This window comes from Kribbella sp. NBC_01245 (assembly GCF_036226525.1).
Taxonomy (GTDB): Bacteria; Actinomycetota; Actinomycetes; order Propionibacteriales; family Kribbellaceae; genus Kribbella.
On sequence record NZ_CP108487.1, the window covers coordinates 8,109,273 to 8,125,274 of the forward strand.

Sequence of the window (16,002 nt, forward strand, 5' to 3'; positions counted from 1 at the left end):
GGGGTGGGGTTAGGACTTTTGGCGGGGGCGGCGGACTTGGGGGGACTGGGGGGCGGTTTCGGCGGGGGTGGCTAGTTGGCCGGTTACGAGGGTGGCTAGGGCGGTGGCGAAGGTTGGGCCGCCGTTGTCGGGGACGGCTGACAGGACCTTTGCGTGCACGTGGTCGACGATGCGTTGGCCTTCGGCGGCGAGTTTGGCGCCGGCGGGGGTGACCTCGATGATCCTGGCCCGGCGGTCGGTGGCCGACGGCTTTCGCTCGGCGAGGCCGGCCTTTTCCAGCGCGTCGACCGTGACGACCATCGTGGTCTTGTCGAGGTAGGCCAACTCGGCCAGCTGGTTCTGGGTACGTTCCTCCGCCAGCGCGTGGCCCAGCACACACTGCATCCGTGGCGTCATTCCGATCTCGGCCAATGCCGCCGTCAGCTGGGTCTCCAGCACATGGCCGGCGTGCTTGAGCATCCCGGTCAGGTCAGGCACCTGCCGCGTCGGTGCCCGGCCGGTCTTCTTCACTGCCATCTTGATCGCCATCTATCCAGTCTACTCCGGGATGATCCGCAACAAGATCGGTCCGAAGAAGATTGGTTAGAAATAGATCGTCTATTACGGAACTATCTGCTACGGTCACACCTGTGAGTTTCGACGAGGCAGGGAGCGGATCTGTGAGTACTGGAACGGAAGTAGCAGCGAAGGTGCGGGCGCGGTGGCAAGCGCTGGCGGTGTTGCTCGCCATGCAGCTGATGATCATCCTCGACGGCACCGTGGTGACGATCGCGTTGCCGACGATCCAGGGGGAGCTCGGGTTCAGCCAGGCCGGCCTCGCTTGGGTGATGAACGCCTACCTGATCGCGTTCGCGGGCCTGTTGCTGTTGGCCGGGCGATTCGGCGACTTGGTCGGCGGCAGGCAGGTATTCCTCGGCGGCCTCGCGCTCTTCACCGCAGCCTCGCTGCTGTGCGGCGTGGCCAACTCGCCCGAGCTGCTGATCACCGGGCGGTTCCTCCAGGGCGTCGGGGGAGCGCTGGCCTCAGCCGTCATCCTCGGCATGATCGTCGCCCTCTATCCCGAGCCGGCCGGCCAAGCCCGCGCGATGGGCAGCTACGGCTTCGTCTCCGCGGGCGGCGCGTCGATCGGCCTGATCGCCGGTGGTGTGATCACCCAGAGCATCGGCTGGCACTGGGCGTTCCTGATCAACGTGCCGATCGGCATCGTCGCGTTCGTGCTCGCCGCCCGTCTGCTGGCCCGCGATCGGGGTGTCGGCCTGGCCAAGGGCGCGGACGTGCTCGGCGCGATCCTCGTCACCGTCGGCCTCTCGCTGGCGGTCTTCACCATCGTGCAGACGGCCGAGCCGTCGGTCGGCGCGACTCAGAGCTTGCTGTACGGCGCGGTGGCCGTCGCGTTGCTGGCCGGCTTCGTAATTCGGCAAGCCCGTGCCGCGCAGCCGTTGATGCCGTTGCGGATCTTCCGGAATCGGATGATCTCCGCGGCCAATGTGGTGGTGGTGCTGATGTTCGCGGGTGGGTTCGGCTTCCAGTTCATGACGGCGCTCTACCTCCAGCGCGTCCTCGGGTACAACTCGCTGCACACTGGTCTCGCGTTCCTGCCGGCGCCGTTCATGGGCGCGGTGATGTCGCTGTTCCTGGTGGCGCGATTGACCGCGAGGTTCGGCACATACCGGGTGTTGGTGGTGGGCCTGGCGCTCTTCGCGACGGCTTTGCTGCTGATCTCGCGTACGCCGGTCGACGGGCAATACCTGGTCGACGTTGCGCCGGCGCTCCTGCTCGTCGGCACCGGCATGGGTGTCGCCATCCCGGCCGCGATCATGTTGGCCATGTCCGGCGCCGAACCGGGCGATGCGGGTCTGGCCTCCGGCATCAACAACACCGCCCAGCAAACTGGTGCCGCGATCGGCACCGCAGTCCTGGCCACCCTCGCCGCCTCCACCACTCAAGCGAGTGCGCAGACTGCCGCCTCGGACGCCGCCGCCATCGCCGTACGGGCCCTTCGTGACGGCTACCACGCAGCCTTCCTGGGCGCGGCCGCGTTCCTACTCCTGGCCCTAGCGCTAGCGGCCTTCCTCCTTCGTCCCACTTCCACCAATAACCCGTAGCCCTTTGACCGACGGCGACCGCCTACCTCCCTTTGCATTCATCGGTCCGAATCCGCCCTCTGAGCTCCGCGGACCTCTGCAGGTTCGCAGACAGGAGGGGGCGGATTCGGACCGATGAATGCAAAGGGAGGGAACGGCGCGCCTGGGCGGGCGTTGGTCACAAGGGCCCGATGAAGGGCGACACGCCGCGTCACAAGGGCCCGATGACGGGGGAGGCGGCACGCCGGTGTGGGAGGTGGGCTGCACCGAGCCGCACCATCCCGCACCCGCGCCCGCACCATCCCGCACGCGCACCCGCACGTGCCCGCACCAACCCGCACCCGCACGTGCCCGCGCCAACCCGCAGGTGCCCGCGCCAACCCGCAGGTGCCCGCGCCAACCCGCAGGTGCCCGCGCCAACGCGCGGCGGCTGGAGGAGGCGGGCTGAGGCGGGGGCTTGGTGGGCGGGAGGGTTAGGCCTCGAGGGGGCCGGTGGCGTAGCGGGCTTGCATGGCTTCGCTGGCGGCTGGGCCTGCGGTGAAGACGAAGGCGGGGCCGTCGACGCGGCGGCCCGTCGTACGGTCGACCATGACGGGGTCCACCTCGGTGTTGGTTTCGGCGTCGACCAGGATCATGCAGCGCTCGTCCGGCTTCAGCTGCTGGTTGCCCCAGGCGGCCAGTGCCACGATCACCGGACGCAGGGAACGACCGAGGTCGGTCAGCACGTACTCGAAGCGGGGCGGGTGTTCCTGGTACTGGCGACGTTCCAGTAGGTCGTCCGCGACGAGTTCCTTCAGGCGGCTGGTGAGGATGCTCGACGAGATGTTGAGGTTCTGCTGGAACTCGTCGAACTTGGTGAAACCGTCGAACGCGTCGTGCAGGAGCAGGAGTTTCCACCACTCGCCGACGTGCTGGACCGCTGTGGACAGCGGGCATTCCCGGTCCTCGTCGCGGATCTGGCTAGTACTGATCTCGACCACGCCCCCTCGACCGCCGTCCTGGAGAAACCAGCCCGTTCCGGAGTGCGCGGTGGTGCGAAAAACCGCCCGTTCCAGAGAAGAGGCCCCGAACCAAAAGAGGTTCAGGGCCTTACGCGCTGGGCGCCCCCGGCAGGATTCGAACCTGCGCACCCGCCTCCGGAGGGCGGTGCTCTATCCCCTGAGCTACGGGGGCTCGGGACGGGAGGAACAGTACCAGGAATTCCGCGCCGGTTTCGCACCCGGGGCATCCCTGACTCGACCCTGGCTTGTCCGCGCGGCGGGATCTCGCTGCCCGAACAGGTCGTCATAGTGGATGTAGGCCCAACCAGTGAAAGGAATTCCGAACCATGGCTACCACTTTGGTCCGTCCGAGGCACGATCGCTGGATCGGCGGTGTCTGCGCCGGACTGGCTCGCCGGTTCGGCATGTCGTCCAGCACCATGCGGTTGATCTTCGTGATCAGTTGCCTGCTGCCCGGCCCGCAGGTCCTGATCTACCTCGTGCTCTGGATCCTGATGCCGTCCGAGCGCTGAAAAAACCGCGCCAAGCCGTCAACGCTGAGCCGTTGACAACGGAGTGAGAGCGGTTTCACAGTAGGGGCGATCCCCGAGTGTGTCCGAGTCGGCACACCCGGTGACGAACGCCGCCCCGCCGGAAGGAACCGCCATGATCCTCGGCCAGCAGCCAGGGCGGCCCGTCGCGAGACGGACCACCCTGAGCTGTGGGTGGGGATCAGCAGTACAGGTTGCTCCCCGGCGATACGCCCAGCAGTTGGGTGAATCGCTGATAGGCGTCGACCCGGGACTGGACCTGCCCGGGGTTGCCGCCGTTGCACTCAATCGAGCCGTTGATACTCCGGATGGTCTCGCCGAAGCCGGCGTTGTTGACCATCGCGTTGTGCGGCGTCATCGTGCCCGGACCGGTCTGGGTGTTCCAGTACCAAAGACCCGTCTTCCAGGCCACGGCCGCGTCCTGCTCGACCAGCCAGGGGTTCGTCAGCAACGGCAGCCCGAGCGCGTCGCCGGCGGCCTTGTAGTTGAAGTTCCAGCTGAGCTGGATCGGGCCGCGGCCGTAGTACGCCGCCTGGCCGGCCGGACAACCGTACGACTGACCCCAGTCGCAGTAGTGCGGGTAGTTCGCCTCGTTGATCTCCTTGATGTAGACGAGGCCACCCGTCTCGTGGTTGACGTTCGCCAGGAAGGCGGCGGCCTCCCGCTTTTTGGTGGTGTCGTCGCCGGTGTTCGCGAAGCCGGGGTAGGCGCTGAGCGCGTTGGTCAGACCGGAGTAGGTGTAGAAGGGATTCCGGTTCGGGAACATCTGGTTGAACATCGACTCGCTCACGGGGAAGGCGGACGGGCCGGGGCCACCGCCACAGTCGTACGGCTCCCAGTACCAGGTGCTGATTGTCGGGTCGTAGCCCGGGTTGTCGTGCTCGGCGATGTAGTAAAGGCCGTTCGTGTACTTGACGACGCTTCCCGTCACGTACCACTGGCCCTGGGTCCAGGTGCTGAAACTGCACGCCGTGGTGCCGGCCGGCTCGGCCGCTGCCGGGCCGGGCCTACTCGCGACTGGGACGACCAATGCGGTCAAGGCCGCGATCAGCAGAATGGCTCGTCTCATACCGAACTCCGTTCGTTCACTGGCCGCGCCCGGAAAGGGGGGCGGTGACGCGGCGGAATTCAGGCTAGGGAGCCGTAACCGGTCTCGACAGGGCTCGGCGCAATCCCTGTGCACGGGTATTTCCCGGGTTTGTGCCTGCGGAGGTCCGTAGGGTTCTGAATGACGTCTTGACAACATGAGCGGCGACCGTCCACATTTGCAGCCACTGCCCGGTCCCGGGTCTGCGGCGGGTTATCCCTGCGCCAATTCTCACGCAGATTTAGCCGTCAATGCGGAGGCGAAATGAAGAGAATTCTCACGGCCATCCTCGCCCTGTTTCTCACCATGTCGGTGACGCCTGTCGCGGCAGGCCAGGTGGCCGCGGTGCATACGGTGACGTTCGTCAACCAGTCCGGTCAGACCCTGTGGATCGGCGCGACCGTCAACGCCGACGGCTCGGCCAACCTCACCGGGCTGCCGCGGTTGGCCAACGGCGAGTCGGCGACGATCACGATTCCCGAGGGCGCTTGGCCGTACCACTGGCGTGGCAAGTTCTTCGGCCGGCAAGGGTGTTCCGGCGTGAACGGCTCGACTTTCCGTTGTGCGGTGGGGGATTGCGGCCCGTACGCCGATCGGTGCAGCGCGGGTGACCAACCGACGAGTCTGGCCGAGTTCAACTTCGACCAGAACGACGGGCTCGCACCCTGGTACAACGTCAGTTACGTGAACGCCTTCGCGCTGCCGATCACCATCAAGGCGGACACTGCGCAGGCGCCGCCGGGATCACGCGAGTGCGAGACGATGGGCTGTCCCGAAAACCTGCTGCCGTATTGCCCGGCGGAGAACCGGCGCCTCGGCACGGATGGCGTCACGCCGTACTGTCTGAATCTCAACCGGGATGCCCGAACGCCTTATAGTGACGCGCTCAGTTCGCGCTGTCCGAAGGCTTATGCGTGGTCTAAACAGGACGCTGAGCAGGGGAATCAGACCGTTCGCCAGTGCCGTCAATGTACTGGTTTCACGGTCACATTTCACGGCGTTAGCTGAGAGTGCTCGTTTGAGCGAATAGGTGAATTTACCTGTCGATGACGTTAAAGGTGGTGAGTTTCGCCAGGTCTCTGCATATACTCACTCTCAGGTGACCGCCGGTTGCGCGCTGTCGCCGTATGGGGCCGACCGTGAGGCAGGTGAGTATTGATGGTGGCCGAGACGAACGGCACGTTGCTGGCTCCCCGGGAAGAACCCGCGCTGCCCGAATTGGATGTCGGGGCGGTGGTGATCGCCCGCGCGATCGCCGTGCTCGGGGCGGACGCGCCGGTCTGGGCGGTTGCCGAGTTGGCCCGCATGCCCGTTCCCGATCTGCTCGCCGGGCTCGATGATCTGGTGGCTCGTGGGCTCGTCGCGAACAGGTTCCCGTTGTCGCTGAAGTCTCCCGAGGTACGGGCCGCATTGCTGGCCGAGACGCCGATCGGCGCTCGCATTCAGGCTCATCTGGACGCCGCCCATCTCCTGCGAGGTGCCGGCGCTGGTCCCGAGAAGGTGGCCGAGCAACTCCAGCAGGCTGGCCCGGCCGGTGTGCCGTGGGCCGCCGAGACCCTGCGCGCGGCCGCTGCCCAGGCCCGCGGCCGGGGTGCTCCCGAGCTCGCGACCGCCTATCTACGACAGGCTCTGGCGGAGCGGCTTGACCCGGCCGAGCGAGCCGCCGTACTGAGCGAGTTGGCCGGCATTCGTGCCGAGACCGATGCGCCTGGCGCGATCGCGATGTTGCTGGACGAGTTGCCATGGGCGGGTACGGCGGAGGAGTTGCAGGCCATCGTCGGTCCATTGCGCCGGCTGCTGATCGCGGGCGGGCGGCATGACGAGGTGCCGTGGATGTTCGACAGCGCGCAGGAGCGATTGGCCGAGTCCGATCCCGTTGGCGCTGCCCGGCTGCAGTTGAGCCGCGCGGCGGTCCAGGCCCGGTTGGCATCCGGCGTCGCCTCGATCGAGGTCACGAAGGGTTGGCTGGACGAGCGGGTCAAGCGTGAGCCGCAGCTCGCCGTACCGCTGCTGGCGTTGCGGGCATCGCTCGCGACGCTTACCGGGGCTGACGCGACCAAGGCGGTGCGGTCGGCTCGGGCGGTGTTGGCCGAGGCGGATCCGCGGGTTGACTTTGATCTTTGCTGGCATGCGTTGTTTGCGTTGTCCGTGTTCGGCGAGCCTGCCGCGGCTGATGCAGCTTGTCTTCGGGTACGACGTGAGCTGGCGGGGCATGCCGACGAGTGGGACCTGGTCGAGCTCGACATCCTGCGGGCGCGAGCTTTTCGTCGGAAGGGTGACTTGCGGGCCGCGATCTCCTTGCTGAGCGGGCTTTTGCCTCGGTTGGAAGGGCAGGTCAACCGGCCGTTGGTCGCGAGTGTGGTGAGTTCGTTGGCGGAGGCAATGGTTCCGGCCGGTGCGGGTGAGAGCGCGAGCGCGTTGCTACAAGCCCACAGGTCGCCGGACGGGCATGAGCCCTCGCCGTACGGCCTGCTTGCGCGTGGGTTGGTGTTGAGTGCGGGCGGTCAGACGGCCGCGGCCGCGCGGGATCACCTCGAGTGCGGGCGGCAGTTGACCGGCTGGCGGGCCGACAACCCGGAGTTGATCCGTTGGCGTCCGGCCGCGATCGGCGCGCTGCTTCGGCTGGATCGGCCGGCTGATGCCGTACGTCTTGCCGAGGAGAACTACGAACGGGCCCAGGCCTGCCATTCGTCCGCCGCCCTCGGTTTCGCGCAGTACGTGCTGGCCGGCACGCGTCCGTTGCGGGAGCGGCCGGTGTTGCTGACGGAGGCGGTCGAGCGTTCGCAGGCGGCGGGCCATTTGCTGGACGAGGCGTTCGCGCATTACGAGCTGGGCAAGGCGTTGCGATCGACGTCCGGCGAGCAATCCGCGCATCACCACCTCCTGCGGGCCGTCACGCTCGCGGAGGAATGCGGCGCGCGCCCACTCGCCGAACGGGCCCGCGCCCTCGCCGGCCCGTCCGCGTCGGCCGGTCGAACGCGCGGGTTGACGCCGCAGGAGTGGAAGATCGCGCAGCTCGCCACCGACGGCCGGAGCAATCCCGAGATCGCCAAAGAACTCTTCCTGGCAAGGCGAACCGTCGAGTTCCACCTCTCCGGCGTCTACCGCAAACTAGCCATCTCCGGCCGCCGCGAACTCACCCAACTAATGCGCGGCCGCCGACCCTAGCTCGAGCATGCCGCCCGCCCGCCCGCCTGCCTGCTCGCGTCGCACTCGACCACCCGCTCGCTCCCTATTCCGAGTGTCGACCCTCGGAATAGGGAGTCGACCCTCCAAATTTGGCGAGTCCACGCCCCATTCCGAGGGTCGACACTCGGAATAGGGGCCGCCGCTCAGCGCCCGAGGGTGTGACCCGGCTGGGCGCCGTCCGCGATCGCGGCGCGCGGGTGGTGGGCGCGGAAGAGGTGGACGTGACCGGCGACGCGCGCCTGGTGAACGCGGAAGGGGCGGCGCGTGGGAAACTGCGGGTCGCTGGAAGGAGGCGGGTTGTTGACGAAGTACGTGAGGTGGCGCGGGTTGTGCGCCGTACTGGTGTTGGCCGCCTCCAGCGTCACCGCCTGCCAGGTTGGGCCTGCGCCGCCCGGGCCGGCCGAGGCGCGGTTGGGGCCGCCTCCGTGGTCCGCGCCGCGTGATGCCGTGTCGTACATCGACAAGGCTGGGATGGAGCGGCTGCCGCTCGACTTCAAGGGGCCCACGCCGTACTACGTGAAGCTGATCGTCACGGTTGACGGCAATCCGGTGGACCTGCCCGTGGACATCGGGATCGACCGGGTCCGTGCCGAACAGGCCTCGGTGCACACCCACGCGACCGACGGCATCGTCAACGTCGAGGCCAAGACGACCGCCGAACGACCGACGCTCGCCCAGTTCTTCACCCTCTGGGGCGTCCGGTACGACGCGAAGTGCCTCGGCGACGCGTGTGGTGGCGTCGAAGTCCAGGTGAACGGCGAACCCGCACCCTGGGACACCAAACTCCAGCGCGAAAGCCTGATCGAGGTCGCCGCGAAGCACTGACCCCCGCCCCGCGAAGCACTGACCCGCGCCCCGCGAAGCACTGACCCGCACCCCGCGAAGCACCGAACCCGCGCGCGCCGCGAAGCACTGACCTGCGCCCCGTGAAGCCCTGACCCGCGCGCCGCGAAGGTTTTACCTTGCGTGTCCAGGTCATACCTGTACGTAGCGACCCGCGTCTGCTGCACTGAACCCGTCTCGGGTGTGAGGCCGGAGCCGGACGAGGGGAACCACCGCCATGGTTTTGTCGCGCCAGAAGTTACGCATGCTCTCTGGGCTGGCGGTCATCGCCGCCATCACGGGGCTGACCGCCACCACCAGCTGGGCGCACGACCCGGACACGCCGGCCGGCCGCGACGCCGCCCGGCGCTTCCTGGTCGACCGCGAACCGGCGAGCAAGGCCGCCCCCATCACCGGCGCGGCCGCCACGCCCTGTGTGAACGGCACGGCCGCCGGCTATCCGTGCAAGAGCGTCGACCTGCTGAGCGTGCTGCCGATGAGCAGTATCGGCGGTGGCCAGGGCAACGACATCTGGGGCTGGACCGATCAGCTCACGGGTAAGGAATACGCCTTGATGGGCCGGACCAACGGCACGGCGTTTGTCGACATCTCGTCGCCGACGTCGCCGGTGTACCTCGGGAATCTGCCGACCCACAGCGGTACGGCGCCGTGGCGCGACATCAAGGTCTACAAGGACCACGCGTTCATCGTGGCCGACGTGTCCGGGCACGGCATGCAGGTGTTCGACCTGACCCGCCTGCGGAACGTGTCGAGCCCGCAGACGTTCACCGCGGACAAGCACTACGCCAACTTCGGCAACTCCCACAACATCGCGATCAACGAGGCGACGGGATATGCGTACGCCGTCGGCTCGAACACGTGCAGCGGTGGACCGCACATGGTCGACATCCGTACGCCGAAGTCGCCCGTCTCCGCGGGGTGCGTGGCGGCCGACGGGTATACGCACGACACCCAGTGCGTGGTTTACCGCGGGCCGGATACGACGTACACCGGTCGTGAGCTGTGCTTCAACGCGAACGAGGACACGCTCACGATCGTGGACGTGACCAACAAGGCCACCCCGAAACAGGTGGTGCGCAAGACGTACAACGGGTCGGCGTACAGCCATCAAGGCTGGTTGACCGAGGACCACAAGTACTTCCTGCTGGACGACGAGCTGGATGAGCAGAACCGTACGGTCAACACGCAGACGTACATCTGGAACGTGCAAGACCTGGATGCGCCGGTCCACACCGGGACCTACACGGCGCCGTCGAAGGCGATCGATCACAACCAGTACGTGCTGGGCAACTACTCGTACCAGGCGAACTACCGCGCGGGTCTGCGGATCGTGGACATCAGCAAGGTCGCGACGGCGCAGTTGACCGAGGCGGCGTACTTCGACATCTACCCGGCTGACAGCAACGCGAGCTTCAACGGCGCTTGGAGCACGTACCCGTATTTCCCGAGTGGGAATGTCGTGGTGAGCGGGATCGAGCAGGGGTTGTTCGTGGTCAAGCCGCAGCTTGGGAATATCCCGCCGCCATCGGGGCAGGCGTATACGAATGGCACGGATTTCGCGATCCGTGACAACACGACTGTGCAGAGCGAGATCCCGGTGACCGGTCGGACCGGGAACGCGTCGTCGGCGGTGAAGGTGGCGGTGGATATCCGGCATACCTATCGGGGCGACCTCGCGATCGACGTGGTGGCGCCTGACGGGACGGCGTACCGGGTGAAGAACGCGAGTAGTGGCGATGGAGCGGACGACGTGGTCGCGACGTACACGATCGACGCGTCATCCGAGACCATCAACGGGACGTGGAAGCTCCGCGTCCAGGACCTCTACTCCGGCGACACCGGCACCCTCAACACCTGGACCATCACGCTCTAACCTCTCCGAACCGCCGGCGCCACCCCTCCGGCGTCGGCGGTTCCCCCACCACTTTCTTCATGTACGACGGGGTCGCCCACCTCTTTGCGTACGACGCATCCCACCTCCTCGCGTACGGCGCCCCACCTCTGCGTTGATTCGTCTGTATCCGCTCGCCCCTTACGGCGGCGGGTCGTCTGGTCACCGGCGTAGGCGGGCGGATGCGGACGAATCAACGCCCGCGTCCGCCCGGTATCGACTTCGGCCCGGTGGTGTTGGGTGCACCCGTCCCCTGAGGTCTTGCGAAGTGTCTGGTGGACCCGGGCCGCGTCAAGGGTTTCATCGGCTAGCGCCGACGCATGCGCGCCCTTGACCCGGCCCGGGTCCACCAAGTGCGGCGGGCTATCTCAGGGGACGGGTGAGGTATGACCGGGTTGGACGTCTCGCGTTGCGTCGACGCCTGGGCGTGCGAGTGGCTAGCCATCGCGCGGTGGGGTTACCACCTCGGATTCCGAGGTGGTAACCCACCTTCGGAGTGGCTAGCCACTGCCTAGGCGCACGAATTCGGGGCGCTTCCTGAGCGGACTGGACGTTTCTCGGGCCGAAATACGTCCAGTCCGCTCAGGAAGCTGCGTTTGCGGTCGTTGGTGCGCGTCGAGTCGTGGATTGTGGTGCCGGAAAGGCCTTGCTGGCCGCCAAAGGCCACAACTCGACGCGTCGGCGGACCGCCAGGACCACGCGGTGACCCGAAACAGCCTGAATCGGCGTGAAAACGAGCACCGCGTGGTCCTGGCCGTCCACAACCCGGCCAGACCCGACCCGGCCAGACCTCACCCGGCCCCCTGATAGCCGGCCTGACAATTCGCAAGACTCAGGGGGCCGGGTGCACCCGAAGACCCCGCGGAACACCCCGAACCGACCACCTGGTGGACGGTCAACACGGCCGGAAACCGGAAGAATAGGCACCGCACCCGCCTTGGGGACGTAAAACCAGGGGCAAGGTGTGACCAGGGAACGGAAACCCTGTCCAGAGCACGGGATGGACGCCGTTAGGCTTGGCCGGTGACCCCGGAACAGCTCGCTACCACGATCCTGCAGGCCCTGACCACCCTGGTCGACGATGGCACGCTCACCGTCGAGGGCGGTTTGCCGGCCGAGCTCAAGGTGGAGCGCCCCAAGAATCCCGAGCATGGCGACTACGCGACCAACGTGGCGATGCAGCTCGGTAAGAAGGCCGGTATGGCGCCGCGCCAGTTCGCGGAGCTGCTGGCGGCTCGGTTGAGCGATGATCCGTCCATCACGGCGGTGGAGATCGCCGGGCCGGGGTTCATCAACATCCGCGTGGCGGCCGACGCCCAGGGCAAGATCGCCTCGGCGATTCTGGAGGCCGGGGAGAAGTACGGCACCAGCGACTCGCTCCACGGCCAGAAGATCAACCTCGAGTTCATCTCGGCCAACCCGACTGGCCCGCTGCACCTCGGGCACACCCGCTGGGCCGCCGTCGGCGACGCGCTGGCCCGGGTGCTGATCGCGGCAGGCGCGGACGTCAGCCGCGAGTTCTACGTGAACGACCGTGGCGCCCAGATGGAGAAGTTCGGCGCCTCGCTGTTCGCCTCCGCCAAGGGCGAGCCGGTGCCGGAAGACGGTTACCACGGCGAGTACATCCACGACCTCGCCCAGCGCATCCTCGCCGAGAACCCCGACATCCTGACCAACGAAGACCCGCAGACCGCGTTCCGCGAGGCCGGGTATCAGCTGCAGCTCAAGGAGCAGCAGGGCCAGCTCGAGCACTTCCGGACGAGCTTCGACGTCTGGTTCTCCGAGCGCAGCCTGCACGAGCAAGGCGGCGTACCGCACGCCATCGAGAAGCTCCGCGAGCAGGGCCATCTGTATGAGGCCGACGAGGCGCTCTGGATGCGGACCACCGACTTCACCGACGACAAGGACCGGGTGCTGATCCGGACCGGCGGCGAACCGACGTACTTCGCCTCCGACGCGGCGTACTACATCAACAAGCGCGAGCGCGGTTTCGACGTCTGTATCTACCTGCTCGGCGCGGACCACCACGGCTACGTGAATCGTCTCAAGGCGATCGCGGCCTGCGCCGGTGACGACCCCGAGCACAACATCGAGATCCTGATCGGCCAGCTGGTGAAGATCCTCAAGGGTGGCGAGGAGATGAAGCTGTCCAAGCGGGCCGGCACCATCGTCACGCTGGCCGAGCTGGTCGAGGAGGGCGGCGTCGACCCGCTGCGCTACACGCTGTGCCGCTATCCGGTGGACTCGCCGCTGACGCTGGACATCGAGGAGATGACCCGCCAGGTCAGCGAGAACCCGGTCTACTACGTGCAGTACGCGCACGCACGGCTGGCCTCGATCCTGCGCAACGCGTCCGATCTCGGCATCAAGCTGGACGAGTTCGACCCGGGCCTGCTGAACCACGACCGCGAGGGCGACCTGCTCCGCGCGCTGGCCGAGTTCCCGCGGATCGTGGCGACGGCCGCCGAGCTGCGCGAGCCGCACCGGATCGCGCGCTACCTGGAGGACACGGCCTCGCGGTTCCACAAGTTCTACGACAGTTGCCGGGTGCTTCCGCGCGGTGACGAGGAGGTGGAGCCGGTGCACAAGGCTCGTCTCACCCTGGTCTCCGCCACCAAGACCGTGCTCGCCAACGGGCTCGACCTGCTCGGCGTCTCCGCTCCGGAGCGGATGTGAGGGCGCACGAGGCGGGCGCGCTGCACGCGGACCTCGGTCACCGCGGTCCGGCCTGGTTGCGCGCGCCGCGAGACGCCAACGAGCTGGTCAAGCCGCTCTGGTCGATGACCGCGCTGAAGAACGCCGATGGCGCGCTGGAGATCGGCGGCCTCGACGTACGGCAATTGGTCGCAGAGCACGGCAGCCCGGCGTACGTGCTGGACGAGGCCGACTTCCGCGCCCGCGCTCGGGCCTTTAAGGAAGGCTTCAAGGACTTCGACGTCTTCTACGCGGGCAAGGCCTTTCTCTGTACGACGGTCGTGCGCTGGGTGATGGAGGAAGGGCTCAACCTCGACATCTGCTCGGGTGGTGAGCTCGCGACCGCCTTGCGCGCGGGCGCGGATCCGGCCCGGCTCGGGTTCCACGGCAACAACAAGTCGGTCAGCGAGTTGACCCGCGCGCTCGAGGCGGGCGTCGGCCGGATCATCGTCGACAGCTTCCACGAGATCGAGCGCCTGGACGCTCTCGCGGTCGAGCGTGGTCTGGTCGCACCGGTGATGGTCCGCGTCACCGCGGGCGTCGAGGCGCACACCCACGAGTACATCGCGACCGCGCACGAGGACCAGAAGTTCGGCTTCTCGATCACGTCGGGCGACGGCTTCGAGGCGATCAACCGGGTCCAGCGGGCGGAGGGGCTGAAGCTGCTCGGGTTGCACTCGCACATCGGGTCGCAGATCTTCGACTCGTCCGGGTTCGAGGTCGCCGCAAAGCGCGTACTCGCCTTGCACGCAAGGGTTTCCGAGGAGCTCGGCGTCGATATGCCCGAGCTGGACCTGGGCGGCGGTTTCGGTATCGCCTACACCACCCAGGACGATCCGTCCGACCCGCACCAGCTCGCCACCGAGCTCGGCAAGATCGTCGAGCACGAGTGCAAGGCGTTCGGCGTTGACGTACCGCGGGTCTCGATCGAGCCGGGTCGCGCGATCGTCGGGCCTGCCGTCTGCACGGTGTACGAGGTGGGCACGGTCAAGGAGGTCGAGCTCGACGCCGGTGCCTCCCGGACGTACGTCTCGGTGGACGGCGGGATGAGCGACAACATCCGGACCGCCCTGTACGACGCGGACTACTCGTGCACGCTGGCCGGGCGTCGTTCCGAGGCGGAGCCCACGTTGGCCCGCGTCGTCGGCAAGCACTGCGAATCGGGTGACATCGTGGTGAAGGACGAGTTCCTGCCGTCCGACGTCCGCCCGGGCGATCTCCTCGCCGTACCGGGCACCGGGGCCTATTGCCGGTCGATGGCGAGCAACTACAACCACGTACCGCGCCCGCCGGTGATCGCCGTGCGGGACGGGCAGGCGCGAGTCGTCGTACGCCGGGAGACCGAGGACGACCTGCTCGCATTGGACATGGGAGTGCAGTGATGAGTCACGGTACGGTGAAACCCTTAAAAGTGGCCCTGCTCGGCTGTGGTGTGGTCGGGACCGAGGTGGTCCGGATCCTCACCGACCAGGCGGACGACCTGGCCGCCCGGGTCGGCGCCCGCCTGGAGATCGCCGGCATCGCCGTACGTCGTGCCGGGCGGGTTCGCGATATCCGCGTCGACGAGTCGCTGATCACCACCGACGCACACGCGCTGGTCTCGCGCGAGGACATCGACCTGGTGATCGAGGTGATCGGCGGGATCGAGCCGGCCCGCACGCTCATCCTCACCGCGCTGGAGAACGGCGCCTCGGTGATCAGCGCGAACAAGGCCCTGCTCGCCGAGGACGGCAGCACGCTGTTCGCCGCGGCCGAGAAGTACCAGCGGGACCTGTACTACGAGGCGGCCGTCGCGGGCGCGATCCCGATCCTGCGCCCGTTGCGTGAATCGCTCGCGGGGGATGACGTCACCAAGGTGATGGGCATTGTCAACGGCACCACGAACTACATCCTCGACAAGATGGACTCGACCGGCGCCGGGTTCGACGAGGCGCTCGAAGAGGCCCAGGCCCTGGGGTACGCCGAGGCCGATCCGACTGCGGATATCGAGGGGTTCGACGCCGCGGCGAAGGCGGCGATCCTGGCGAGTTTGGCCTTCCACACAAGGGTTTCCATCGCCGACGTGCATCGCGAGGGCATCACCGAGGTGTCCGCGACGGATATCGCGTCGGCGCGTGAAATGGGCTGCGTGGTCAAGTCGCTGGCCATCTGCGAGCTCGACCCGGAGACCGATTCGGTCAGCGCCCGCGTGCATCCGGCGATGATCCCGCTGAGCCATCCGCTGGCGTCGGTGCGGGACGCGTACAACGCCGTTTTCGTTGAATCCAAAGCGGCCGGCCAGCTGATGTTCTATGGTCGTGGTGCCGGCGGCGCCCCGACGGCCAGTGCTGTCCTCGGGGATCTGGTGTCCGCCGCGCGCAACCGGCTCAAGGGAGTGCCGGGGGTCGGCGAGTCGTCGTACACCCAGCGGGCCGTGCGCCCGATGGGGGATACCCAGACCCGCTATCACGTGTCGCTGGACGTGGCCGACAAGGCCGGTGTGCTCGCGGCGGTGGCCTTTGCGTTCTCCGAGCACGGCGTGTCGATCCAGACCGTGCGCCAGGAGGGCCGGGGTGGTGACGCGCAGCTCGTCGTGGTCACCCACACCGCCAGTGACGCCGCGTTGTCCGCGACCGTGGAGGCCCTGCGGGATATGGACATCGTGCGGGAAGTCAGCAGTGTCATGCGGGTTGAAGGAGAGTAA

Annotated in this window: 12 protein-coding genes and 1 tRNA gene; 9 read left to right on the forward strand and 4 right to left on the reverse strand. The window is 67.4% G+C overall.

Features of this window, described 5'->3' with window-relative positions:
* Positions 1–9: 9 nt before the first annotated feature.
* On the reverse strand, positions 10–528 hold the full coding sequence (locus OG394_RS37355; protein ID WP_328992026.1) for a MarR family winged helix-turn-helix transcriptional regulator: 519 nt from the start codon (positions 526–528) through the stop codon (positions 10–12).
* 131 nt (positions 529–659) lie between these two features.
* On the opposite strand from OG394_RS37355, the gene OG394_RS37360 reads away from it, so the two are divergent.
* Entirely contained in the window at positions 660–2,105 is a 1,446-nt protein-coding gene (locus OG394_RS37360; RefSeq protein ID WP_328992027.1) for an MFS transporter, read from the forward strand.
* A 452-nt stretch (positions 2,106–2,557) separates the two neighbouring features.
* Here OG394_RS37360 and OG394_RS37365 read toward each other — a convergent pair whose 3' ends face one another.
* Positions 2,558–3,064: a winged helix-turn-helix transcriptional regulator gene (locus tag OG394_RS37365; RefSeq protein WP_328992028.1), complete on the reverse strand. Its 507-nt coding sequence runs from the start codon at positions 3,062–3,064 to the stop codon at positions 2,558–2,560.
* A gap of 121 nt (positions 3,065–3,185) precedes the next feature.
* Positions 3,186–3,257, reverse strand: a tRNA-Arg gene (locus OG394_RS37370).
* A gap of 154 nt (positions 3,258–3,411) precedes the next feature.
* Between OG394_RS37370 and OG394_RS37375 the strand changes: the two genes are divergently transcribed.
* Positions 3,412–3,597, forward strand: a complete 186-nt coding sequence (locus tag OG394_RS37375; RefSeq protein ID WP_328992029.1) for a PspC domain-containing protein — start codon at positions 3,412–3,414, stop codon at positions 3,595–3,597.
* Positions 3,598–3,796: 199 nt separating this feature from the next.
* Here OG394_RS37375 and OG394_RS37380 read toward each other — a convergent pair whose 3' ends face one another.
* Positions 3,797–4,684: a chitinase gene (locus tag OG394_RS37380; RefSeq protein WP_328992030.1), complete on the reverse strand. Its 888-nt coding sequence runs from the start codon at positions 4,682–4,684 to the stop codon at positions 3,797–3,799.
* Positions 4,685–4,966: 282 nt separating this feature from the next.
* Here OG394_RS37380 and OG394_RS37385 point away from each other — a divergent pair, with 282 nt between their 5' ends.
* From OG394_RS37385 to OG394_RS37415, 7 genes are all read left to right on the forward strand, one after another.
* Positions 4,967–5,710, forward strand: coding sequence for a thaumatin family protein (locus OG394_RS37385; RefSeq protein WP_328992031.1), 744 nt, complete (start codon positions 4,967–4,969; stop codon positions 5,708–5,710).
* A 150-nt stretch (positions 5,711–5,860) separates the two neighbouring features.
* On the forward strand, positions 5,861–7,870 hold the full coding sequence (locus OG394_RS37390; protein WP_328992032.1) for a LuxR C-terminal-related transcriptional regulator: 2,010 nt from the start codon (positions 5,861–5,863) through the stop codon (positions 7,868–7,870).
* Positions 7,871–8,191: 321 nt separating this feature from the next.
* Positions 8,192–8,716 carry a hypothetical protein gene (locus OG394_RS37395; protein WP_328992033.1) on the forward strand — a complete coding sequence of 175 codons (525 nt, stop codon included), beginning with the start codon at positions 8,192–8,194 and terminating at the stop codon, positions 8,714–8,716.
* A 262-nt stretch (positions 8,717–8,978) separates the two neighbouring features.
* Positions 8,979–10,607: a choice-of-anchor B family protein gene (locus OG394_RS37400; RefSeq protein WP_328992035.1), complete on the forward strand. Its 1,629-nt coding sequence runs from the start codon at positions 8,979–8,981 to the stop codon at positions 10,605–10,607.
* A 1,041-nt stretch (positions 10,608–11,648) separates the two neighbouring features.
* Positions 11,649–13,301 carry an arginine--tRNA ligase gene (argS, locus tag OG394_RS37405; RefSeq protein ID WP_328992037.1) on the forward strand — a complete coding sequence of 551 codons (1,653 nt, stop codon included), beginning with the start codon at positions 11,649–11,651 and terminating at the stop codon, positions 13,299–13,301.
* Positions 13,298–14,701 carry a diaminopimelate decarboxylase gene (gene lysA / locus OG394_RS37410; protein WP_328992038.1) on the forward strand — a complete coding sequence of 468 codons (1,404 nt, stop codon included), beginning with the start codon at positions 13,298–13,300 and terminating at the stop codon, positions 14,699–14,701. Before argS ends, lysA begins: the two co-directional genes overlap by 4 nt.
* On the forward strand, positions 14,701–16,002 hold the full coding sequence (locus OG394_RS37415; protein WP_328992039.1) for a homoserine dehydrogenase: 1,302 nt from the start codon (positions 14,701–14,703) through the stop codon (positions 16,000–16,002). The genes lysA and OG394_RS37415 overlap by 1 nt, the downstream gene beginning before the upstream one ends.

What these genes read in the sequence shown, in the direction of transcription:
- OG394_RS37355 (WP_328992026.1), bottom strand. Translation starts at nt 528, where the DNA reads ATGGCGATCAAGATGGCAGTGAAGAAGACCGGCCGGGCACCGACGCGG.
- OG394_RS37375 (WP_328992029.1), top strand. Translation starts at nt 3,412, where the DNA reads ATGGCTACCACTTTGGTCCGTCCGAGGCACGATCGCTGGATCGGCGGT.
- OG394_RS37380 (WP_328992030.1), bottom strand. Translation starts at nt 4,684, where the DNA reads ATGAGACGAGCCATTCTGCTGATCGCGGCCTTGACCGCATTGGTCGTC.
- OG394_RS37385 (WP_328992031.1), top strand. Translation starts at nt 4,967, where the DNA reads ATGAAGAGAATTCTCACGGCCATCCTCGCCCTGTTTCTCACCATGTCG.
- OG394_RS37390 (WP_328992032.1), top strand. Translation starts at nt 5,861, where the DNA reads ATGGTGGCCGAGACGAACGGCACGTTGCTGGCTCCCCGGGAAGAACCC.
- OG394_RS37400 (WP_328992035.1), top strand. Translation starts at nt 8,979, where the DNA reads ATGCTCTCTGGGCTGGCGGTCATCGCCGCCATCACGGGGCTGACCGCC.
- OG394_RS37415 (WP_328992039.1), top strand. Translation starts at nt 14,701, where the DNA reads ATGAGTCACGGTACGGTGAAACCCTTAAAAGTGGCCCTGCTCGGCTGT.